Raw genomic sequence first — 20951 nt, 5'->3', positions numbered from 1 at the left:
GGTGAATTTACTTGAATACCAATAAAAGAGTATTAATTTTGACTGCAAATTACGGAAATGGACATGTACAGGTAGCCAAAACGCTTTATGAACAATGTGTACGTCTCGGCTTTCAGCATGTAACAGTTTCTAATTTGTATCAAGAGTCAAATCCGATTGTTTCAGAGGTAACTCAGTACCTTTATTTAAAAAGCTTCTCAATCGGAAAACAGTTTTATCGTTTGTTTTATTACGGAGTTGACAAAATCTATAATAAACGTAAATTTAATATTTACTTTAAAATGGGAAATAAACGATTGGGCGAACTTGTCGATGAACATCAGCCCGACATCATTATTAATACATTTCCGATGATCGTCGTACCCGAATACAGACGGAGAACAGGAAGAGTTATTCCTACCTTCAACGTCATGACTGATTTTTGTCTTCATAAAATTTGGGTTCACGAAAATGTGGATAAATATTATGTGGCGACAGATTATGTGAAGGAAAAACTGATTGAGATCGGGACCCATCCCAGCAACGTGAAAATTACGGGAATTCCGATCAGGCCTCAATTTGAAGAATCGCTGCCGGTAGAGCCGATTTATAAAAAGTACGATCTTTCGCCTGATAAAAAAGTGCTGCTCATCATGGCTGGCGCACACGGTGTATTAAAGAACGTAAAAGAGCTGTGCGAAAACCTTGTTATGGATGATCAGGTGCAAGTGGTGGTCGTATGCGGAAAAAATACGGCTTTAAAAGAATCCTTGAGCATACTTGAAGCAGAAAACAGCGATAACTTAAAGGTTCTCGGCTATGTAGAGCGAATTGACGAGCTCTTCCGGGTCACAGATTGCATGATTACAAAACCAGGCGGTATTACTTTGACAGAAGCCACTGCTATCGGCGTGCCTGTCATTCTGTACAAACCAGTGCCCGGACAAGAAAAAGAAAATGCAAATTTCTTTGAGGACCGCGGAGCTGCCATTGTCGTGAACCGACATGAAGAGATTCTCGAGTCTGTCACCTCCCTTCTTTCAGATGAAGATACCTTACAGCGAATGAAGAAAAACATTAAGAGTCTTCATTTGGCACACTCCTCTGAAGTGATTTTGGAGGATATTTTGAAGGAATCAGAAATGATGACGACCAAACAAAAAGCCAAGGCGCTTTCTTAACTGATGTTCTTGCAGGAGCACACGAAAAATCGTGTGCTCTTTTTATTCGCATTCATCTTTTCGTAAAAGCGGTTACATTTTTTTGAGAAACTTGCCCTTTTTTTCAAAAATAAGCAGTTTCGCAACTTGACGCGTGCTGCCAGATGGTGTATAGTTGAACCATCATTTAACAACGAAACGAAGTTAAATGATACAAAATTTTTTTTAGCACATAGGTGCTACAGTACTAGGAGGAATTAAGCAATATGCAAAACGGTAAAGTAAAATGGTTCAACAACGAAAAAGGATTCGGCTTCATTGAAGTTGAAGGCGGAGACGATGTATTTGTTCACTTCACAGCTATCGAAGGAGAAGGATACAAATCATTAGAAGAAGGACAAGAAGTTTCTTTTGAAATTGTCGAAGGTAATCGTGGACCTCAAGCTTCTAATGTTGTAAAACTCTAAACTCAATATAAGTTGACAAATAGAGGAGAGGCAAATGCCTCTCCTATTTGATTTTCATCTGAATTTCGATCGCTAAAATGTTTTGTTTGCACCTCTGCTCAATCTCTTCAATATGCTTTTCCATTGACGGCTTTCCTTTTTTCGCAATATCCGCAAGTTCTTCTAAATCATTGTATATTTCTATAAATGTTTTGTGAAGGATCGATTTTAAGTCTTTATCATCCATAGCTGTGCTCCCCTTCTCTACCAAGATACCTCAAATAGTAAAACAGACCTACTCATTCAGGTTCAATAGTTATATCGGCTTATTTTTTATTTTATTTTCTATTTTGGCACATAAATTTAAAAAAACTCTGCAAAATAGTTGCGGAGGTGTTTTTTTGTGAACTCAGAATTTCATGAAGAGGATCAGACTGGATTTACCGATAAACGGCAGCTGGAGCTAGCGGTGGAAACAGCGCAGAAAACGACCGGCGCCGCCACAAGAGGCCGAAGCTCAACATTACTCAATTCCGCATACCAAGCCATCGAGGACGCCAGGGAGCTTTCACTGTCTCAAGAACTGGCAGCTCTTGATGATCCTGAATTTGTACAGCAGCAACAGCAGCTGTTAGATGCCTGCCAGCATCAGCTGGATGAATTTAAAAAATAAAACCGCAGCTTCTGCGGTTTTATTTTTTAGTGCTTGGTTAAGACATCTCCATATGATTTAAGCTTTTCCCCCACTGTACATTTATTGATACAAAATGAATGTGCGTATGTTTTGCCAAACTCCTTGCGAAACTGCTTCTTAATAAAACAGTCTTTGCAATATTCATCTTGCAGTTCTGTCAGTTCCTTATATATAGCTTTCTTATCCAATATTGTCATCTCCGTTACAGTCTAATTTCATGTGGCTTTCTACGAATTGATGAGATAGGATTTTTTTTGCGAGGCCATCAGCTTCCTGATTTTCTTTTCGCTGTATCGTTTCGTATGTCGGACTCAGCTTTAGTGACTCAAGAAGCGATTCTATTTTATCCAGCCATTCATTATGGGAGGGATCATAGCAAGGCCAGCTGCCGTCAAGCTGGTTCAGCACAACAAGAGAGTCCCCTCTGATCGTGATTGAATTTCTGCTAGCTCCGAGCTCTCTTACTTCTCTTATCGCTTCATAAAGAGCGGCATATTCAGCTTCGTTATTGGTTTTCAGACGGAAGCTTTTATTTTTTCTTAAGCGGTGGCGCGCCCCTCCCAATGAATAATAAATGACGATTCCGAGCCCGGCCAGCTGGCTTTCCTTATCGAAACTGCCGTCAAAATAAACGGTAATGTCATCAGGTTCATGCGCAAGCTCCTCAGTCAGCTTTTCTAATTCCTTCAGCGTCCAGACGCCGCCCTTCTCATCTTCGAATTCAAGTTCCTTCATATAAGGAAAACGGCCGAGTTCCCTCGCGAGCATACGTGCTTCCTGAACAGTCAGCCAGTTTTCGCCCAAAAACGAGACAGGCCCTGTCCCTTTTGCTTCTATTTTCATGTGCGGTCTGAGATTCAATATAATCACCTTACCATTCATTAGTTGCCGGGCTTGTGCTATAATCAAACCATTCTTAACCCGGAAAGGAAGCTTCTTCATTTTGTTTAATAACTCTTTTTGGATCTTTTTTGCGATCATTCATTTTATCATTGTTCTTTTATTTTATAAAGGATTTGGCAAAATGGGTTTATTTGTGTGGATCGGCTTTGCAACAGTCTGTGCCAACCTTCAAGTCGTCAAAACGGTTGAACTGTTTGGCTTAACAGCAACGCTCGGGAATGTGATGTACGGCACAATCTTTTTTGCTACAGATGTGCTGAATGAAAAATATGGGCCAGCTGAAGCGAGAAAAGCTGTATGGCTCGGGTTTTCGACTCTCCTGACACTGACTTTTGTTATGCAGGGCGTTCTGCTTTTCGAACCCGCTTCGAGCGATATTTCACAAACAGCGCTGGAAACAATTTTCGGTTTTCTCCCGAGAGTTGCTTTGGGAAGTCTGCTTGCCTTTATCTTCAGCCAAACACTGGATGTTTATGTATATTCGGCAATTAGAAGGATATTTCCTTCCGATCGGCTTCTATGGCTGAGAAACGGCGGCAGTACAGCAGTCAGCCAGCTGTTCGATACATTCATTTTTACCGGAGTCGCTTTTTTCGGTACATATCCGGCGGATGTTTGGCTACATATTTTTATTTCTACATATTTGATTAAGTTTGCGGTATCTCTGATTTCTCTGCCCTATGCTTATGCGGCGAAAAAAATGATTCCGAGTGACGAAAGGAGTACATGATGCCTACAGAAATTTATGTTGACGGAGCGAGCGCCGGTAATCCAGGGCTTTCCGGCATCGGCATTTTTATCAAACATGAAGGAAAAGCAGAATCTTTCTCGATTCCAATTGGAATGCATACCAATCAGGAAGCGGAATTTCTGGCGTTAATTGAAGGCATGAAACTGTGTGCAGCGCGCGGGTATCAATCGGTCTCCTTTCGAACTGATTCGGATATCGTGGAACGCGCAGCCGATCTTGAAATCGTGAAAAATAAAGCGTTTCAGTCGTTTGTCGAAGAAATCACCCGATTAAAAATGGCCTTCCCTCTTTTTTTCATCAAATGGATTCCAGGAAAGCAAAACCAAAAAGCCGACCAGCTGGCAAAAGAAGCGATTCGGATGAATGATAAGAATTAGAATGGTTCATGCTATTGATGAGGTGAACAAACATGAAAAAGAAAGATAAGGGCCGGCTGACCGGCGGTGTTTCCCCGCAAGGCGATTTAGAAGGAAATACACATAATGACCCTAAAACAGAGCTTGAGGAAAGAGCTAAAAAAAGCAATACAAAACGCTAGAGAAGATCTTAAACGATCTCTCTAGCGTTCAGTTTTCCAAGCATACGCTCTATTCCTTTGATCTGATGGCGGCGAAGCATGACAGCCGCCTGCTCCATTTTCAATGTAAAAACGGCTTCTGTCAGCGTACAGGCTAACGGCACAGAGCAGTTAATCTCAGCAAGCTTCCTCGAAATTTCCAAGTCGCTTAAACCTTGCTGAATTTTCCCCTGCTGTCCCTTTGGAAGAAGAGACAGATTCTCCAGCAAGCGGTCAATTGTTTCGTATTCACGAATCAGTTTATACGCGGTTTTTTCTCCAATGCCTTTTACTCCGGGATAATTATCACTGGAATCGCCCATCAGCGCTTTGATGTCAATTAAAGCCTTGGGCAGGACACCTGTTTCTTCGTAAAATACTTCTTTTGTATACATTTTATAATTGCCGATTCCTTTTTGAAGCAGCGCAACGCTTACTTCGTCCGTTAACAGCTGAAGTAAATCCCTGTCGCCTGTTACGATCGTAATATCCGTTTCTTCAGAAAACAAAGCTGCAAGTGTTCCAATACAATCATCCGCTTCGTACCCGGCAAGGCCAATATTCATGATGCCAAGTTCAGCGGCCGCTTCCTTTGCCAGATCAAATTGCGGTATCAGTTCAACCGGCGGCTGGCTTCGGTTCGCCTTATAATCCTGGAACAGATCATTGCGGTACGTTTTGCTGCCCATGTCCCAGCAGCATACAACGTGTGTAGGCTGAAATGTTTCCACGGCTGTGATTAAATGCTTCAAAAATCCGTTAACGCCGTTTGTCGGAACCCCGCTGTCATTTATCATAAAGTTGCGATGCACGGCTGTGGCGAAAAATGCCCTGAATAATAGAGCCATGCCGTCAACAAGCAATAATTTATTTTTCATATGATAACTCCTTTTTCTATCAGTCGATCTATTTTACCATAAGTGCCGCGAAAATAAAAAACAGCATCTCTGTATAGAGATACTGTTTGCGGTTAAATTAATCGTTGTGTCTTTTATTGCTGGCAATCAGCTTTTCAGCTTCGCGTCCTGCGTAAGAGTCGAAATGGGTTTGAAACCCGTTTTTCTTTTTGGCATTGTTATTGGCCTGTGCATTTCTGTTACCCAGCTTTGTTCTGCCCAACATAAATCCCCCCTTACGTCGGATACATATAGTATGCGCGTAACGGAGGATCTACACTCGAGGCAGGATCATCCAGCTTATGTGCGGCTGACGTATTCGTTGACCATTTCTTTTGATACCAGACGTCTAGTCGGTACGATGCCTTTCTTGGCCAGCTGATTCATCTTTTCTGTAATTTCATTAATGGCATCTGTTGAAAATGGCTCATCGTTTTTGCATTTAGCAACAGCTTCTTCAATCGCCATTTCACGAAGGTGTTCAAGCTGCATAAATGTTTTAATATGCTCGTGCTGTTTTGCAGAATGTGCAGAAATTGCTTTATGTACCTCTGACATCAATCGTTCATCTCGCTTTTTCTATTTAGTCTATCATGACTTGAAATGCAAGCCAACTGAATTTTTACATTTTGATTGTATCGCCTTTTCTCTGCCAAGAAATACATGCTTGATATGCATCTTCTATCTCTTTCACATGTTCCCCCTCTGCGTATCCTTTTACATACGTATCTCTTTGGCCCTCTATTTGCGCCAATGCTTTTTCCGCCATTCCATACTGCTGGTGTCTGACATATTCAGCATAATGAGATATAAGGCTTTCTTCTTCATTTTTAATCCAGGCCTCCGTTATTTTCATAAGCTTCGTCCGCACTGCTTCAATGAAGCCTGCTTTTCCTTTCTGTTCAAAAAACTGCTTCGGAGATTTGATTTGTTTTTGCTCCTGTTCAAAGGCACGTTCATCGATTTCAGGTTCAACTTCTTTGAGCTGTATGCTGTTAGAGAGCTGATCATCCGCATAAATGGAGAAATATCCGTCTTCTTCCAATGTTTTTTGACAGCTTTCCAGCCACTCTTCAGTGATATGCCGTTCGATGAAACCGCTCATTCGAATGTCGAGCGTTTTGATCTCCTGAATATATTCAAATTGATAATCATGTAATGCGCTTTTCATCGCCGCACTGATATTCTTTTTCCAATCTCCATTTTGAAGACCCGGATGAAATGCAGATTTTAACAAATCATTCGCAAAAAAGGACAAACGCTGTGTAATGTGATAAAGCTGCTCCCTTGTATCCTTTTTTACTTTCTCAATAATGGTTTCTGAATTGCGGCGTTCCTTGATATCAGCAACTGCCCGCTCAAACGATAACAGAAGGCGCTTTTTTTGCGCTTCCTTTTCTTCTTTGGACTGATGCTGAGATTGATGAAGCTGTAAGACCGTCTCACATAGTTTGTCTGCTTCTGAGCTAAGCTGGGCCGCAGCCGCTTTCTTTACATCGACCTCAATAAACTGGTCTAAATGTGCTCTTGCTTTTGAGAACTGATTATGATACGTTTCCGGTTTTCCTAAAAGCTCTTCTTTACTTGACACGTAAAAGAGCTGCGGATCATGAATTCCTTCTTTTAAAAGCTCTGATCTGACATAATCCGTGACCGTTTCGAGCTCTGCTTTATCTTTCGCAAGATCAGCGGCATTAATGACAAAAAACATTTTATCCATGCTAAGCGATTCTTTCACGAGTCCCAGCTTCCGTAAAAATGAGCGGTCTCCTTTCGAGAAAGAATGCTGATAATAAGTCATGTAAAAAAACGCATCGGCATCCTTGATATATTGAAACGCAAGTTCTGTATGCCGTTTATTCAGACTGCTGGCTCCAGGTGTATCAACGATCGTAATCCCTTTTTCAGTCAGCGGGCTTTTATAATAAACGGTCACTTCCTTTACAGCACAAGCCGTTGTCTCCTCAGCTACATACGGTTTTAATTCGGAGAGCGGAATCGTTAATATCTTTTGGGCCTGAATATATTGCTGATATTTTTCATATGCAAGCAGGAAATGACTGATCATGTTGATTTGTTCTTCTTGCAGACGCTCTTTTTTGATTGCCTTTTTCCATTTTTCCGCAAATGACCGTCCTTGTGGTTCCTCTTGCATTCCTGTGAGCTGCATGATTTCAGCTGTTATGTCACCCTCCGTCTTAAACATGACATCCGCTGTTTTGTGAGATTTGCCGTTTACCGGTTTCGTTATTTTGTTAATCGTTGCTGTTGTCGGTGTCGGTGATGACGGCAGCACTCTTTCACCAACCAGCGCATTGGCAAATGAGGATTTTCCTGAACTGAATCCGCCAAATAGAGCAAGTGTAAATTTTCGGTCTTCCAGCCTTTTAATCCTTTCACGAAAAGCTGAGGTTTGTTTTGACAGCATACGATATCCGCCCAATAGATCAGACAGTGTGTAAAAGCGTTTTATCTGCTCTTGAAGCGGCAGCTCTTTCCCGCTTTTCACTTCTGTTTTTAGCGTCTGCTGCTTTGTATGCTGTGCTTGGCTTTGTTTCTGTTCTGGAGCCTCGACCTTTTTTTTCTTCGTTCTAAACCAGTCCGGATCTATGTTTATTGGGCTTGCAGACTTCTCTTCCCAGATCGCCCACATCCGGTCGGCTTTCTCACGGGCATGTTGTTCATGACTGGCCTGTTCTTGAAGATAAGCCAGCTTTTCCGATTCCTGCGCGAGCCGGCCATTGATCAATTCCTGTTCTATAGAAGTACTCTCTTTTACCGTGGAGGTAAGTGTTTTGATGATGTCTGACGCTTCAGCTTTCGCCTCTTTACGGATCAGCTCCGCCAAATCTTTTGTATATTGCAAGATATATTCAGAAGAAAATGCTGCACCTTGCTTGACTGCACGTTCAATGATATCAATATGAAGCGGCGTGCGATAAGCCTGGATCAGCTTCTCACTTTCAGCTGATTGAATATCGAATCCCTTGGCGAGTTTATGCAAAATATCTATGATATGCCAATCCGATTCAGCTTCCGTTCTTTTTTTCACATCAGAGAAAAACTCTTTTCTCCTTTTTTCTCTTTCCTGTGCAGTCTTTGCTTTAGAAAAGAAAAAACCGGTCTTAAAAGAGGGCTCACGTGATTCTAAGTAAGCTGCTGCCAGTTCACGCATTTCAAAAGGCGTCAAATTAGCGTTTCTTAAAATTCGATTGACTTCCTCCTGCATCGTGCTTTCTGCCTCAATCGGTTTATTTGCTGCTTCGGTTGATTGAAGCTGCAGGGAATCCACCAGCCGCACTTGTTTTTCAAGCTGTTCTCCAGAACTTGGACTGTCCGTATCCTCTTTCATGAGCATCTCTGTGTGCTCTCTCAGTAAATTCTGTACTTTTTGTTCAGTAATGGAATGCAAATTTCTTTTTGAATGCTGTTCAATTCTTTTTAACTCTTTTCGCAGGATACCGATTTGATTGAATGGGTGATTCGGTTCCGTCACCGACGTAAAAAAGAGTGCATCCTTCGGAATTCCTTCTTGACAAAGCATCTCCTCCACTTGCGCTTTGTAATCTTCAAAGCGTGTCTCAGTCTCATCATGTCTGTCAATTTGATTAACGATAAAATATACATTCGGAATGCTGTCTTTGATTGACCTAAGAAACAGTACATTTTCCTCAGAGTGGACATGGTTATAGTGAACCACGTAAAACAGCGCATCTGCCTGGTGAAGAATAGATGCCGCCGATAAAAAATGAGCCTCATCTGTTGAGTCAATCCCGGGGGTATCAATATACGCAACTCCTGGTTCAATTTCAGTATACCGGTCAAAAATTTCTACGGTTTCAATCTGCTCCCCATCCTTGCAATATTGCTGCACCTTGTCTTTATGATAGGCACCCTCCAGCTCCGCACACGCTCCGTCTGTTGTATGAAGACGAACACGCTTTTCTCCGTTTCTGATCACAACAAGGTTAGCGCTGGTCGGAATTGGACTTGTCGGCAGAATATTCTCCATTAACAGGCAGTTCAGCAATGACGATTTCCCCGCTGAATAATGCCCTGTAAACGCGATATAAATTTCTTCATCTGCGGCTTTCTTAACAACTGAAGCCAGTTTAGCCGCCCTTTTTTCATCCTGGTTCTCAATCAATTGTTCATAAAGTGCCCCAGTTTTGTACAAAAGTTCTTGTCTGCTGCGTTCTGTCATAAGTCTGAACCCCTTTGTGCCGTTTCAATTATGAATCTTTTTTGAAAGATCTGAATAAATCCCACTTCCATTTTACACAAGAATGACCCAAATTTCTTTATGAGAATAGAAAAAAGCTGCCGAAGACGGCAGCTTTTATAAAAGAAAATCTGCAACTTTTTTACAAGTTCCAGATTCTTTAAACAGATTTATTAGAGATTCCTTTCAATACAAAACCAATTAATACACTATATGTACAAACTGCCCCAAGCAAAAACAGCATTGTCATTTGCTTCACCATCCTGATTGAGAATCTTTTTCAAGTTCATTCTAACATGGATGAGAATGATATTCAATCTCTATTTTACTGTATATTCTCGTAATGCTTGCTCCTCTGCACGTATTCTGACAGACAGCATAACGGCATTTAAAAGTGAAAACAGACACATGGTAAAGTACGCTTGATACAAGAGCGGAATCAGGATGATTTCTAATACGACAACTGTATAGTTTGGGTGCTTCAGCCATTTGTAAGGCCCTTTTTTGACAAGTTCAGCACCCGGAACAACAAGAATTTTTGTATTCCAGTATGCTCCCAAGGAACAAAGCGCCCAATATCGAATCGCCTGTACTGCCAATATAGCCGCTGCTATGCCTGACCACCAGTTTGAAGGCTGTTTGTGCAGCAGCAGTACTTCGGCAATTAACGATAGAAAAAAAAGAATGTGCATGATGATAATATACGGATAGTGGCCCTCCCCGCATTCTATCGCCCCTTGTTTTTTCACCTTTTGTTCGTTTCGTCTCGCCACAGCCATTTCCGCTGCTCTTTGAGCAGTGAGCACAGTGATTAGCATCCAAAACATGAGTTATGCCCCCTTTTCCCAGCTGAACAGCAGCAATTCTGATGAAAATCCCGGCCCCAATGCACCGATCAGCCCCCGTTCTGCTTCGTTTTTGCTTCCGTTCTGCAGATGGTGGTCGATTACATACAGAATGGTGGCTGATGACATATTTCCGTGTTTTTTAAGGATAGTTTGCGAAGACGCAAGCTGCTCAGGTGACAGTTCAAGACATTTAATGTATGCATCAATGACTTTTTTTCCGCCTGGATGAGCCAGAAAGACCGTAATATCGCTGAATGAAAGCTGATGTCCATTCAAAAAAGCCTGGACATTTGTCTTCAACCATTTTTCAACCAAAGTCGGAATATCCCTTGAAAAAATGACTTTGAAACCATGATCGGTAAAGTCCCAGCCCATAACATCTTCAGATTGTTTCATCAATACAGATTGCGAATCCGATATATTCGGCAAAAGCTGGAGCCTTGTCAGCCGGCGGTCCGCCTTCTCCCCGCATAATAACGCCGCTGCAATGCCATCCCCAAAAAGTGATGTGCCGATCAAATTGCTTTTCGTTTTATCTTCAGGCTGAAATGTCAGACTGCACAGCTCAGCAGCAATGACAAGAACAAAAGCCTCCGGATACGCTTTGCAGTACTCAGCAGCGCGCGCAAGCCCGCTCGCCCCTCCTGCACAGCCGAGTCCCCAAAGCGGAATTCGCTTCGTATAAGGAGAAAACGGGAGTTCATTCATCAGCCGCGCCTCAATGCTTGGTGTGGAAAGGCCCGTGCTGGAGACGAAAAAAACAGCATCCACTTTTTCATAAGGAATGGGTTCTTGAAGATAGGCTTCATTTGCGAGACACTTTTGAACAGCACTGACGCTATGCCTGAGTGTTTCCTCTATGTAAATTTGATTTTTTTCTTCGAAGCTGTGCCCTTCTTTATACCATTCAATCGGTCTCACAAATTGTCTCGATTCAATTTGCCCGTTTTTAAAGGAGGTTAACAGCCGTTCTATATCTTTAAAGGAATGCTGAAACATATATCTGGCAAACTCCGCCGCCTTTTCTTGATCCACATCATTCTCAGGAAGACTTGTCCCGATCGACAAAACAAACGCCATATGATCACCTCTTAGCATACATTGTGCCGCAACTTTCTTTTTTATATGCAAAAAAACTCCGCCGAAGCGGAGTTTACACTGCTGTTTTTTGCTGATTGACATCAGCTTTCTGTTCTGTTTTTTCAGTTTTCGAAAACATATTATATATCACATTCAAGACAACAGCTGTAAAGCTGCCGGCAACAATGCCGTTTGTTGTAAGAAGCGTTAAGGCACTTGGAAGCTGTTTAAATATGTCCGGCACAACTGTCACACCGAGCCCAAGCCCCACTGAGCAGGCAACGATCAGCAGATTTTCCTGCTTTGCAAAATCAATTCGGCTGAGCATTTTGATGCCATAAGCAATGACCATTCCAAACATGGCCACCATCGCTCCGCCTAACACGGCAGATGGAATGATTGTCGTAAAAGCAGCAATTTTGGGAAACAGGCCAAAAGCCATTAGAAGCACGCCTGTCGCCACAATCACTGTATTTTTCTTGATTCCTGTCAGCTGAACAAGTCCGACATTTTGAGAAAATGCAGTGTAAGGAAATGCGTTAAATATACCGCCCAGCAAAACAGCCAGTCCTTCTGCACGATATCCTCTGGATAAGTCCTTTTCTGACAGACGGCGGTTGGTCAGATCGCCTAAAGCAAAGTAAACGCCCGTTGACTCCACAAGGCTGACGATGGCAACGATGGACATTGTAATGATAGGGGCAGCATGAAAAGACGGTGTGCCGAAATAAAACGGCTGAATCATTTGCACAAAGGCAGCGTCTGAAACATTATCAAACTGAACTTTCCCCATAAAATACGCAATAAATGTCCCGATCAAAATACCGATCAAAATGGAGATGGACTTGATAAATCCTGTTGTAAAGCGGTATAGAAGCACGATGATGCTAAAAACGATAAAAGCGAGAGCGAGATTAGAAAGATCACCGAAGTCTGGACTGCCTTCCCCGCCGGCTATATTATTCATGGCCACCGGCATAAGCGTAATGCCAATGATGGTAACGACAGAACCTGTAACGACAGGCGGAAAAAACGAGACGAGTTTTCCAAAGAAAAAAGAAATGAGAATCACAAGAATACCTGAGGCGATAATACTTCCATAAACAGCGGAAACCCCGTATTCGGAGCCTATCGCAATCATTGGTGACACAGCGGTAAATGTGCAGCCAAGCACAACTGGAAGCCCGATGCCGAAAAACCGATTGCTCCAAACTTGAAGAAGTGTAGCCACACCGCACATAAAAATATCAATCGACACCAAGTAGGTCAGCTGCTCCGCCGTCAGCCCCATCGCCTTCCCCACAATCAGGGGAACAACAATGGCGCCGGCGTACATGGCGAGTACATGCTGGATCCCTAGTGACAGCGTTTTGCCGAATCCGTTTTTCATGAACGAACCTCCTGTACAAAGGATACTTTTCCTTTTTCTAAAGATTCAATTCTTGCCAAAGATTCCACCCGATAGCCAAGCTTCACAAGTTCTTCTCTTCCCGGCTGAAACGATTTTTCAATGACAATGCCAAGTCCCGCGACAGAAGCTCCAGCTTGCTGTACGATCGATACCAGCCCAAGTGCGGCTTGTCCATTTGCCAAAAAGTCATCAATAATCAAAACGCGGTCCTGATCTGACAGATGGTTTCCTGATACTGCGATTTGGCTTTCTGTTTGCTTCGTAAAGGAATAAACAGACGATGTCAACAAATTGTCAGTGAGCGTTAAAGACTTATGTTTTCTCGCGAAGACGACTGGCACACCCATTTGTAAACCAGCCATTACGGCCGGAGCAATTCCGGATGATTCGATTGTAACAATTTTTGTTACTCCGTCTTTTTCAAATCTGGCGGCAAACTCGTCACCGATTTTCTTCATGAGCAGCGGATCAATTTGATGATTTAAAAAAGCATCCACTTTCAATACCTGATCTGATAAAACGACGCCCTCTTCCTCTATTTTTCGTTTCAGTGCTTCCATCCTGTCATACCTCCGTTTAGATAATAAAAAAAGCATTACCCGCTCAAAACAAAGAGCAAGCAATGCTAAAATAACAAAAAACCGTACACGTCCGGTCTCATTGCTCACTCATAGTCGGACATTTACGGTGCCCGGTAGAAACTTGCGTGCCATATCCACGCGATTATATGAGTGTTCCTATCATATTGTTACAAATTATATCAAGATTCTAACCTCTTGCATAGACAAAAATAAAAATTTCCGAACTTTAATTCTTTTTTTGAAAAAATCATTCGTTTTTTATGAATATTTCGATAATAAATTGAGCCTGACGTTTGAGACGCCAGGCTTTTTCATTAAGATAAATACAGATTTGAGTATTTATTTTGCAAATAATCAATCAGGTAGCGTACATTCAGCTCTTCACCTGTTGCTTCTTTAATAATGTCTAATGGCTTCTTCCGTTTTCCGTGAATATGCACTTTTTCCGTCAGCCATTGTTTAATCGGATGAAACTCCCCTCTTTCCAAGAGGGTATCAAATTCAGGCAGATCATCGAGCATTTTATGCTTCAGCTGTGCTGCATACATATAACCAAGTGCATACGATGGGAAGTAGCCAAAATCTCCACCCGCCCAGTGAACATCCTGCAAGATTCCCTCTGCATCCTCAGAAGGAGTAATACCTAAATAATCCTGATATTTTTGATTCCAAAGTGAAGGCAGTTCTTCCACTGATACTTCATTGCTGAAAATCGCTTTTTCAATTTCATAACGGATAATAATATGCAAAGGATACGTCAATTCATCCGCTTCAACTCTAATTAATGAAGGTTTTGATTCGTTGACAGCCCTAACAAAATCATCAAGCGATATGTTGCCGAACTGTTCAGGAGACGCTTCTTGTATTTTCTGATAGTATGGTGTCCAGAAATGCTTGTTCCGTCCAATAAAATTCTCGTAAAACAATGATTGAGATTCATGAATTCCCATTGAAGCACCGTCTGATAAATTCGTCCCGCTCAGCGCTTCGTCAATATTTTGCTCGTAGATCGCGTGACCGCATTCATGAATTGTGCCGAAAATAGCTGTCCGGAAATCTTTTTCATCATATCTCGTTGTCACCCGAACATCCCCGCGGTTCATTGTTGTCGCAAATGGATGAACGGTTTCATCAAGCCTTCCGCCGTCAAAATCGTAGCCGAGCTCTTGCAGGAAATAAAGGCTGAGTTCTTTTTGTTTTTCCTTAGGGAACACTTCACTGATAAAGCTTGTATCCGGTTTATTCTCTGAGGCTGACACTTGTTTGATAAGAGGAATGATCGCTTCTTTCAGCTCAGAAAACAGCTGATCAAGCACCTTGACCGTCACACCTGGTTCAAACAAATCAAGCAATGCATTATAAGGATGCTCTTCATAACCCCAATATTCAATAAATCGTTTATTGTATTCGACCAGCTCCTCCAAATAAGGGGCAAACAAGCTGAAATCAGATTTTCCTTTCGCTTCCTCCCATGCTGTTTCAGCCTTTGAACAAAGAATAACATATTCCCTGTATTCTGCTTCAGGAATTTTTTTGTTTTCTTCATACTCTTTTTTCGCCAGCTCTACAGCCTTTTTCGTATCTTCAGCCAGATCATCAAACCGTTCATAAAGCGCATCAATAAGTTCCTTCATCCGATCTGATGTCTGGATATTGAATATATCTGTCGAAAGCTGACCGATGCTTTCAGCACGGTCCTCTGAGCCGTTTTTCGGCGCGCCTGTTCTGGAGTCCCAATGCATTAATGCAACCGCTTCACTATAATGTGAGATTCTTTTTAAAAGATCAAAAAATTCCTTTTCATATGTATGTATCTCCATATCCATTCCCTCCCTATTCTAGCCGTTCCATTACAGGCTACTGGAAGGGTGTTTGAAAGTCAAATTGTTTGTATAAAAGGCTGCCGGTCTAGTTATCGGCAGCCTTCATCACTCAGTTTATCGTCATTTGATTGTTTGGCGGCGGCGGTGTTTTTCGTTTTTTCGCATTGATTTTTTTATCCGCCCACACTGTTGCCAAAGGTGTTAACAAAGAGGTGACAATAACGCTTGTCGCAATGATTGCAGTTGCCGATTCAGCAACGGGTGCAAACGCAGAATTCGCTTCCGCTAAGGCGTATGGCACGGCGACGGCCGCTCCCGCTGTTGATGAAGCTGCCACCCCCGCGACACCATCTCCCCGGGCAATGAAACGATCAAGCAAATACAAGGAGCCGCCGGATAAGATGACAACAGAGACACCGACCAAAATGCCTAATAACCCTGACTGAATCAGCATTCCAAAATTTAAAGTGTTCCCAAGTGAAAATGCAAAAAACGGAATGATTGCCGGCACTACCTTGCTGAATAAGTCTCTCAGATCATGATCAAGATTTCCAAGTATGCAGCCGAGCAAAAACGGGATGACTGTTGCCGCCAGCGTTTCCCACGGAAAAGCAGCCAGTCCGGTAACACCGAATGTAACCATGGTCATAAAAGGTCCAGATTCTGTACTGATAAACGCGAATGCGCCGGCATCTTCTTTTCTGCCCATATGATTCATGAGCGCCAAATAGAGGCCGCCGTTCGTTTCATTCATCACTGCAACAATAGCTAGAACAGAAAGACCTGCAAAGAATCCGGATTGTATGCCTTCATCGGGTATAAATTGAGCCGCAATCACACCGAGCAGTGCCGCAAACCCGATCTTTCCCAATAATAAGGTAATCCCTTTTCTCGCAATATAGCCTGAAGAACGGAAATCAATCGTCGCTCCAACGCAAAAGATAAAAACGCCTAGTATGGGAAGGGTTCCTGTAATAAGCGCACCCGTAAACCCTCCAAAAAACTCTGCTGTTCCAGGCGCAAACGTATTAAGCGCTGCTCCCAGAAACAGCGGAATAATCATCATTCCGCCAGGTACCCGTTCAATTGTCGCTTTGATTTTCATATATATTCTCCCATCCTCCGGTTATGGAAAAACAATACCCCTTATGTGGCTACACTTGGAAAACAGCCTGTAAATCCTCTTTTGAACAGCTTTCCAGCTGGCTTCCGACTCCGACGGCACCTGCCCCTGCCTTGAGCCATTCCGGAACCTCAGACGGATGGATCCCGCCAGTCGGTATAAAAGTAACCTGCGGAAAAGGGCCCGCTAAATTTTTCATAAAAGGGATGCCGAATACACCGCTTGGAAACAGCTTTAATGTAGTAAATCCACATGTCAACGCTTTCAAAATTTCGCTCGGTGTCAGTACGCCAGGGATATAATGCGTCTTCATAAACGATAGGTGTTCAGCAAGATCTGTTGAAAAACCCGGACTGACAATAAATTGTGCTCCTGCTTCCGCAGCTTCTCCCGCCTGCTGCGCAGTGATGACCGTGCCCGCTCCGATTAAGACACCTTCCCGATTTCTGTAGGACTCAATAATAGCAGAAGCTCCAGGTGTCGTATAAGTGACTTCAATTGCCCGAATCCCTTTATCTATCAAACTCTCAATCTGCTGACAGGCCTGCTGTTTATCCTTTGAACGAATGACTGCAATCAGCTTGGCTTCTTTCAGACGGTTTTCTACTACATTGGACTCCATATTAACAATCCCCTTTCTTGTGGTGAACTGTTCTTTGAGCAGATAGAAATGCGGCTAATTTTTCCCTTGTCGGCAGACCGTCCATGTCCCCCGGTGCCTGAACTTGCAATGCGCCGATCGCATTACCCCTTTGCACTGCTTCCTTGTACGGCAAGCCATCAAGAATTCCGCTGATGACGCCGACAGCAAATCCGTCTCCGGCGCCGACTGTGTCAACAACCTGATCAACCCGGAAGCCTTCTGTATATCCTTCACTTTCCTTTGATTTAAAGTAAGCGCCTTCTTTTCCAAGTTTAATAGCGACAAAGCTGACACCTTTTTTCAGATAAAAATCTGCAATGCCTTCAGGCGTTTTTTTACCAGTCAATAACTCTCCCTCTGCGATTCCAGGGAAGAACCAATCCGCAAGTCCCGCCAAATCATTAATCGTATGTGCCATTGTAGCTTGATCAGGCCAAAGTGCGGGTCTTAGGTTAGGATCGAATGAGATGGTTTTTCCAGCCTGTTTCATGTCTTTCATCACATAATAGGCGAATTCTTTCATATCGGCGGACAAAGCCGGGGGAATACCTGTAACATGCAGATGGTCTGCGCTTTGAAAATAGTCTCTTGGGTATTCAGCAGCTGTTAAAGTGCTTGCAGCCGAGTTCTTCCTGTAATAGGTTACCTCAGGATCGCCTTCTTTCACTTTGGACTTTAGCAGCAGCCCGGTTGGATTGCCATCCTGAGACCGGATCACGCGAGACACATCCACTCCCTCTTTTTTCAGCTCCTGAAGAATAAATGTTCCGAGCTGATCATTGCCGACTTTGCTCATCCAGCCCATTTGAAAGCCAAGTCTGGCCAGGCCGCAAGCCACATTGCTTTCTGCCCCGGCCAGTCCTTTTGAGAATGTGGAAGCTTCATGAAGGCCTCCGTACTCATTTGCGTAAAACATGGCCATCGATTCGCCGAAAGTAATCGCATCAAGCTTCATTTCCCAACCTCCCCTTAGTTGAGGGCACCTTGGATTAAAGTGACTTTCTCATGATGACTTTTGCCTCTAATTCGATGGTTTGAGGCGCTCCCTCGTCACCTTCAATCCTTTTTAATACGCGTTCCATCGCCGTCTTGCCCATATCATGTGACGGCTGGGCGATTGTTGTAATGCCCGGGCCGATGAGTTTATACCATTCCGTATCATCGAATCCGGCAATCCCCGTATCTTCGGGAATGCGCAGCCCTATTTCTTCCATACAGCTAATAATTTTCAGCATAATCAACCCATTTAAAGCAAGAATCGCTTTTTTTTGCTCAGGCATCTCATTCATAAAAGAGCACAGCGCCTTCTCAAGCTGCTCTTTGTCTTTGACGTCAATTTCATACATTCGCCTGAGTCCATTCACATTTCGCACCGCAGCAATCTCCTGATAAACAGCCGCTCTTTCCGCCCGGGGGCTGATGGATGCAATCGGTTCGGTAAACAGCGCGACATCTGTGTACCCTTTGCTGTAAATCTGCTGAAGGATCTCTTCAGTTATCCTTCTGTTGTCAGTCGTTACGGTATCCAGTTTCAGATCCGGCAATTTGCGGTCAATTAATACTGTCGGCACCTGCTGTTCGGCAAAGGAATATAAAATATCCTTGTTTTCCCCGGTTGCATTCAAAATCAGCCCTTCTACAGAGTGTGCTTCGAGCTTTAGCAGCATTTCCCGTTCTTTTTCAGGACTGTTATCAGTGTTGCACACCATTATGCTGTAGCCATATTGATCACAAACCTCTTCAACTCCCCTAAATGCTGCGACTGAAAAGGGATTTGTAATGTCGGCAACAACAAATCCAATTAATTTGCTTTTTTTTATTTTCAAACCTTGTGCCATTTTACTCGGCCGATAATTCAATTCAGTGATTGCCTTTTTTATGTTTTTTACCTTTTCAGGAGAAATCGCGTCAATTTTCCCGTTAATATAACGAGAAACAGTTGATTTTGATACTCCTGCAAATTCAGCTACGTCTTTGATGGTGATATGGCCTGTTGTTTTCTTTTTCATTCAAGTGCTCCTGTATCGTCTTATAATTTGAAACCGATTTCAAAACCGTTACAAAACAAGAATACCATATTTTTTAAAATTGAAAAGTATTTTTTTAATAATGTGCTTATTCACAAAATTTCGGTTGACTCTTTTCTCTATTTATCCTAAAATTTTCTTTGAAACCGTTACCAAAATATTTTCATTCATGATGCTGAAATCCTAACCAAGGGGGAAATCCAATGGAAAATCGTTACTCTGTACACCCTGAACAAGTAAAACGCTTTACAACCGAGGAGCTTCGCAGTCATTTTTTAATGGATACGTTATTTACGGAAAATAAGCTGACCATGTATTACTCCCATGAAGACCGCGTTGTGATCGGCGGCGCAGCACCCGGACAGAGCGAACTGAAGCTTGATGCCGGAGACTTTCTTAAAACGGACTTTTTTCTGGAACGGCGTGAAATCGGTATTATTAACGTCGGCCAGCCTGGTGCGGTTAAAGTTGGCGATGATGAATATGTGCTTCAAACAAAGGATTTTCTATATATCGGGATGGGCAATCGGGATGTAGCATTTAAAAGCCTAAACGGAGAAACAGCAAAGTTTTACTTCGTCTCCTCGGGCGCGCATCAAAGCTATCCGACGCAAAAAGCCGCTCTTTCTGAACTGACACCGGACCGGCTCGGTGACGCAGCAGCATCAAATGTAAGAAGCTTGTACAAAGTCATTCATCAAGATGGCATTCAAAGCTGTCAGCTGATGATGGGGATCACGATGCTAGACGAAAACAATAACTGGAACACCATGCCGGCACACGTTCATGATCGCCGGATGGAGGCTTATCTCTACCTTGATCTTGAGAAGGATTCAAAGGTTTTTCACTTCATGGGTCAGCCGGATGAAACACGCCACCTTGTCGTCGGAAACGAGCAGGCTGTCCTTTCTCCTGCCTGGTCCATTCATTCTGGCGCAGGAACATCTAACTACAGTTTTGTATGGGCGATGGCTGGTGAAAACTACACATTTACGGACATGGATCTTGTGCCGATGGATGGGCTGAAATAAGATGAGTTATCTGCAAGAGGCATTTTCATTAGAAGGAAAAAGGGCACTGGTGACAGGGCCGGGTACGGGAATCGGCCAAGGAATCGCCAAAGCGCTGGCAGGCGCCGGTGCTGATATTATCGGCACATCACATAAAAGCAGCCTCTCTGAAACACAGCAGCTTGTGGAACAAGAAGGCCGCACATTCACTACCTTTACATTGGATATGAGTAAGCCTGATGCAATAAAGGATACAGCGGCTGAACTGTTTGAAACACAGCAAATCGACATCCTTGTCAATAACGCCGGGATTATTCACCGGGAAAAAGCGGACACTTTCGCTGAAGAGAACTGGCATAACGTGCTGAATGTGAACCTAAACAGCTTATTTATCCTGACCCAGCTAGCGGGCAGACACATGCTGAAAAGAGGTCATGGGAAGGTTATCAATATTGCCTCTCTCCTCTCTTTTCAAGGCGGCATTCTTGTTCCAGCCTATACAGCAAGCAAACATGCCGTTGCTGGTTTAACAAAATCGTTTGCAAATGAGTGGGCCGCTTCCGGCGTACAAGTTAACGCGATAGCGCCTGGCTATATATCAACTGCCAATACACAGCCTATCCGGGATGATGAAAAGCGAAATGAAGACATTTTAAAAAGGATTCCTGCCGGACGCTGGGGCAAAGCTGATGATATCGGCGGGACGGCTGTTTTTCTGGCATCTCGCGCTTCTGATTATGTCAATGGACATATTTTAGCAGTAGACGGCGGCTGGCTTGCCCGCTGACAAAATGAAAA

General features: G+C 43.1%; 25 protein-coding genes and 1 riboswitch. Of the genes, 8 read left to right on the top strand and 17 right to left on the bottom strand.

The window, feature by feature from the left end; all coding sequences use genetic code 11:
* Positions 1-11 precede the first annotated feature (11 nt).
* Both KXD37_RS04530 and cspD read left to right on the top strand, forming a co-directional pair.
* Positions 12-1160, top strand: coding sequence for a diglucosyl diacylglycerol synthase (locus KXD37_RS04530; protein ID WP_024121800.1), 1149 nt, complete (start codon positions 12-14; stop codon positions 1158-1160).
* Between the two features lie 245 nt (positions 1161-1405).
* Positions 1406-1606, top strand: a complete 201-nt coding sequence (gene cspD, locus KXD37_RS04520; RefSeq protein ID WP_003153604.1) for a cold-shock protein CspD — start codon at positions 1406-1408, stop codon at positions 1604-1606.
* A gap of 43 nt (positions 1607-1649) precedes the next feature.
* On the opposite strand, the gene degR is transcribed toward cspD, so the two are convergent.
* Positions 1650-1832 carry a transcriptional regulator DegR gene (gene degR, locus KXD37_RS04515; RefSeq protein WP_010334663.1) on the bottom strand — a complete coding sequence of 61 codons (183 nt, stop codon included), beginning with the start codon at positions 1830-1832 and terminating at the stop codon, positions 1650-1652.
* A 156-nt stretch (positions 1833-1988) separates the two neighbouring features.
* Between degR and KXD37_RS04510 the strand changes: the two genes are divergently transcribed.
* The gene (locus KXD37_RS04510) at positions 1989-2258 is read left to right on the top strand and encodes a DUF2564 family protein (protein ID WP_024121801.1); all 270 of its coding nucleotides are present in this window, start codon (positions 1989-1991) and stop codon (positions 2256-2258) included.
* Between the two features lie 26 nt (positions 2259-2284).
* Here KXD37_RS04510 and KXD37_RS04505 read toward each other — a convergent pair whose 3' ends face one another.
* Both KXD37_RS04505 and KXD37_RS04500 read right to left on the bottom strand, forming a co-directional pair.
* Positions 2285-2467, bottom strand: coding sequence for a zinc-finger domain-containing protein (locus KXD37_RS04505; protein ID WP_024121802.1), 183 nt, complete (start codon positions 2465-2467; stop codon positions 2285-2287).
* Entirely contained in the window at positions 2460-3140 is a 681-nt protein-coding gene (locus KXD37_RS04500) for a ribonuclease H family protein (protein WP_101864650.1), read from the bottom strand. Before KXD37_RS04500 ends, KXD37_RS04505 begins: the two co-directional genes overlap by 8 nt.
* 82 nt (positions 3141-3222) lie before the next feature.
* Here KXD37_RS04500 and KXD37_RS04495 point away from each other — a divergent pair, with 82 nt between their 5' ends.
* The 3 genes from KXD37_RS04495 to sspL are packed head-to-tail and all read left to right on the top strand — an operon-like array spanning position 3223 to position 4471.
* Positions 3223-3912 carry a queuosine precursor transporter gene (locus KXD37_RS04495; RefSeq protein WP_024121804.1) on the top strand — a complete coding sequence of 230 codons (690 nt, stop codon included), beginning with the start codon at positions 3223-3225 and terminating at the stop codon, positions 3910-3912.
* Positions 3912-4310, top strand: coding sequence for a reverse transcriptase-like protein (locus KXD37_RS04490; protein WP_188323811.1), 399 nt, complete (start codon positions 3912-3914; stop codon positions 4308-4310). Before KXD37_RS04495 ends, KXD37_RS04490 begins: the two co-directional genes overlap by 1 nt.
* 32 nt (positions 4311-4342) lie before the next feature.
* On the top strand, positions 4343-4471 hold the full coding sequence (sspL, locus tag KXD37_RS04485) for a small, acid-soluble spore protein L (RefSeq protein ID WP_010334670.1): 129 nt from the start codon (positions 4343-4345) through the stop codon (positions 4469-4471).
* An 8-nt stretch (positions 4472-4479) separates the two neighbouring features.
* Here the strand turns inward: sspL and KXD37_RS04480 are convergent, their stop codons facing one another.
* From KXD37_RS04480 to KXD37_RS04415, 14 genes are all read right to left on the bottom strand, one after another.
* Positions 4480-5367, bottom strand: a complete 888-nt coding sequence (locus KXD37_RS04480) for a 5'-3' exonuclease (RefSeq protein WP_263463258.1) — start codon at positions 5365-5367, stop codon at positions 4480-4482.
* Positions 5368-5464: 97 nt separating this feature from the next.
* Positions 5465-5611 carry a hypothetical protein gene (locus KXD37_RS04475; RefSeq protein WP_003230761.1) on the bottom strand — a complete coding sequence of 49 codons (147 nt, stop codon included), beginning with the start codon at positions 5609-5611 and terminating at the stop codon, positions 5465-5467.
* Between the two features lie 74 nt (positions 5612-5685).
* A complete protein-coding gene (locus tag KXD37_RS04470; RefSeq protein WP_024121807.1) occupies positions 5686-5943 on the bottom strand; it encodes a YpbS family protein in 258 nt (85 codons plus the stop codon).
* Positions 5944-6007: 64 nt separating this feature from the next.
* Entirely contained in the window at positions 6008-9589 is a 3582-nt protein-coding gene (locus KXD37_RS04465; RefSeq protein ID WP_263463257.1) for a dynamin family protein, read from the bottom strand.
* Between the two features lie 178 nt (positions 9590-9767).
* The gene (gene fbpC, locus KXD37_RS04460; RefSeq protein WP_100069434.1) at positions 9768-9857 is read right to left on the bottom strand and encodes a Fur-regulated basic protein FbpC; all 90 of its coding nucleotides are present in this window, start codon (positions 9855-9857) and stop codon (positions 9768-9770) included.
* Positions 9858-9927: 70 nt separating this feature from the next.
* A complete protein-coding gene (locus KXD37_RS04455; protein WP_263463256.1) occupies positions 9928-10434 on the bottom strand; it encodes an isoprenylcysteine carboxyl methyltransferase family protein in 507 nt (168 codons plus the stop codon).
* 3 nt (positions 10435-10437) lie between these two features.
* Positions 10438-11535 carry a type III polyketide synthase gene (locus KXD37_RS04450; RefSeq protein WP_254517672.1) on the bottom strand — a complete coding sequence of 366 codons (1098 nt, stop codon included), beginning with the start codon at positions 11533-11535 and terminating at the stop codon, positions 10438-10440.
* Between the two features lie 73 nt (positions 11536-11608).
* A complete protein-coding gene (gene pbuX / locus KXD37_RS04445; RefSeq protein ID WP_254517674.1) occupies positions 11609-12925 on the bottom strand; it encodes a xanthine permease PbuX in 1317 nt (438 codons plus the stop codon).
* Positions 12922-13506 (bottom strand): xanthine phosphoribosyltransferase, encoded by a 585-nt coding sequence (xpt, locus tag KXD37_RS04440; protein ID WP_059336603.1) that lies wholly within the window; start codon positions 13504-13506, stop codon positions 12922-12924. Before xpt ends, pbuX begins: the two co-directional genes overlap by 4 nt.
* Before the next feature lie 91 nt (positions 13507-13597).
* Positions 13598-13697: riboswitch (purine riboswitch) on the bottom strand.
* 144 nt (positions 13698-13841) lie between these two features.
* Entirely contained in the window at positions 13842-15347 is a 1506-nt protein-coding gene (locus KXD37_RS04435; RefSeq protein WP_101860390.1) for a carboxypeptidase M32, read from the bottom strand.
* A gap of 112 nt (positions 15348-15459) precedes the next feature.
* On the bottom strand, positions 15460-16455 hold the full coding sequence (kdgT, locus tag KXD37_RS04430; RefSeq protein ID WP_024121814.1) for a 2-keto-3-deoxygluconate transporter: 996 nt from the start codon (positions 16453-16455) through the stop codon (positions 15460-15462).
* Positions 16456-16504: 49 nt separating this feature from the next.
* Complete coding sequence (gene eda / locus KXD37_RS04425) at positions 16505-17095, bottom strand: bifunctional 4-hydroxy-2-oxoglutarate aldolase/2-dehydro-3-deoxy-phosphogluconate aldolase (RefSeq protein ID WP_254517675.1); 591 nt, start codon at positions 17093-17095, stop codon at positions 16505-16507.
* Between the two features lies 1 nt (position 17096).
* Complete coding sequence (gene kdgK / locus KXD37_RS04420; protein ID WP_151175100.1) at positions 17097-18071, bottom strand: 2-dehydro-3-deoxygluconokinase; 975 nt, start codon at positions 18069-18071, stop codon at positions 17097-17099.
* 34 nt (positions 18072-18105) lie between these two features.
* Positions 18106-19125 carry a LacI family DNA-binding transcriptional regulator gene (locus KXD37_RS04415; protein ID WP_103671780.1) on the bottom strand — a complete coding sequence of 340 codons (1020 nt, stop codon included), beginning with the start codon at positions 19123-19125 and terminating at the stop codon, positions 18106-18108.
* A 221-nt stretch (positions 19126-19346) separates the two neighbouring features.
* Between KXD37_RS04415 and kduI the strand changes: the two genes are divergently transcribed.
* Both kduI and kduD read left to right on the top strand, forming a co-directional pair.
* Positions 19347-20174, top strand: coding sequence for a 5-dehydro-4-deoxy-D-glucuronate isomerase (kduI, locus tag KXD37_RS04410; protein ID WP_024121818.1), 828 nt, complete (start codon positions 19347-19349; stop codon positions 20172-20174).
* 1 nt (position 20175) lies between these two features.
* Positions 20176-20940, top strand: coding sequence for a 2-dehydro-3-deoxy-D-gluconate 5-dehydrogenase KduD (gene kduD / locus KXD37_RS04405; protein WP_106020006.1), 765 nt, complete (start codon positions 20176-20178; stop codon positions 20938-20940).
* Positions 20941-20951 lie beyond the last annotated feature (11 nt).

Source organism: Bacillus sp. XT-2 (assembly GCF_025696525.1).
GTDB classification, from domain to species: Bacteria; Bacillota; Bacilli; order Bacillales; family Bacillaceae; genus Bacillus; species Bacillus halotolerans.
The sequence above is the reverse complement of the archived record's forward strand: the minus strand, read 5'-3'. Positions and strand labels throughout refer to the sequence as shown.

What these genes read in the sequence shown, in the direction of transcription:
- cspD (WP_003153604.1), top strand. Translation starts at nt 1,406, where the DNA reads ATGCAAAACGGTAAAGTAAAATGGTTCAACAACGAAAAAGGATTCGGC.
- degR (WP_010334663.1), bottom strand. Translation starts at nt 1,832, where the DNA reads ATGGATGATAAAGACTTAAAATCGATCCTTCACAAAACATTTATAGAA.
- KXD37_RS04490 (WP_188323811.1), top strand. Translation starts at nt 3,912, where the DNA reads ATGCCTACAGAAATTTATGTTGACGGAGCGAGCGCCGGTAATCCAGGG.
- sspL (WP_010334670.1), top strand. Translation starts at nt 4,343, where the DNA reads ATGAAAAAGAAAGATAAGGGCCGGCTGACCGGCGGTGTTTCCCCGCAA.
- KXD37_RS04480 (WP_263463258.1), bottom strand. Translation starts at nt 5,367, where the DNA reads ATGAAAAATAAATTATTGCTTGTTGACGGCATGGCTCTATTATTCAGG.
- KXD37_RS04475 (WP_003230761.1), bottom strand. Translation starts at nt 5,611, where the DNA reads ATGTTGGGCAGAACAAAGCTGGGTAACAGAAATGCACAGGCCAATAAC.
- KXD37_RS04470 (WP_024121807.1), bottom strand. Translation starts at nt 5,943, where the DNA reads ATGTCAGAGGTACATAAAGCAATTTCTGCACATTCTGCAAAACAGCAC.
- KXD37_RS04465 (WP_263463257.1), bottom strand. Translation starts at nt 9,589, where the DNA reads ATGACAGAACGCAGCAGACAAGAACTTTTGTACAAAACTGGGGCACTT.
- fbpC (WP_100069434.1), bottom strand. Translation starts at nt 9,857, where the DNA reads ATGACAATGCTGTTTTTGCTTGGGGCAGTTTGTACATATAGTGTATTA.
- KXD37_RS04455 (WP_263463256.1), bottom strand. Translation starts at nt 10,434, where the DNA reads ATGTTTTGGATGCTAATCACTGTGCTCACTGCTCAAAGAGCAGCGGAA.
- KXD37_RS04450 (WP_254517672.1), bottom strand. Translation starts at nt 11,535, where the DNA reads ATGGCGTTTGTTTTGTCGATCGGGACAAGTCTTCCTGAGAATGATGTG.
- pbuX (WP_254517674.1), bottom strand. Translation starts at nt 12,925, where the DNA reads ATGAAAAACGGATTCGGCAAAACGCTGTCACTAGGGATCCAGCATGTA.
- xpt (WP_059336603.1), bottom strand. Translation starts at nt 13,506, where the DNA reads ATGGAAGCACTGAAACGAAAAATAGAGGAAGAGGGCGTCGTTTTATCA.
- KXD37_RS04435 (WP_101860390.1), bottom strand. Translation starts at nt 15,347, where the DNA reads ATGGAGATACATACATATGAAAAGGAATTTTTTGATCTTTTAAAAAGA.
- kdgT (WP_024121814.1), bottom strand. Translation starts at nt 16,455, where the DNA reads ATGAAAATCAAAGCGACAATTGAACGGGTACCTGGCGGAATGATGATT.
- eda (WP_254517675.1), bottom strand. Translation starts at nt 17,095, where the DNA reads ATGGAGTCCAATGTAGTAGAAAACCGTCTGAAAGAAGCCAAGCTGATT.
- kdgK (WP_151175100.1), bottom strand. Translation starts at nt 18,071, where the DNA reads ATGAAGCTTGATGCGATTACTTTCGGCGAATCGATGGCCATGTTTTAC.
- KXD37_RS04415 (WP_103671780.1), bottom strand. Translation starts at nt 19,125, where the DNA reads ATGAAAAAGAAAACAACAGGCCATATCACCATCAAAGACGTAGCTGAA.
- kduI (WP_024121818.1), top strand. Translation starts at nt 19,347, where the DNA reads ATGGAAAATCGTTACTCTGTACACCCTGAACAAGTAAAACGCTTTACA.
- kduD (WP_106020006.1), top strand. Translation starts at nt 20,176, where the DNA reads ATGAGTTATCTGCAAGAGGCATTTTCATTAGAAGGAAAAAGGGCACTG.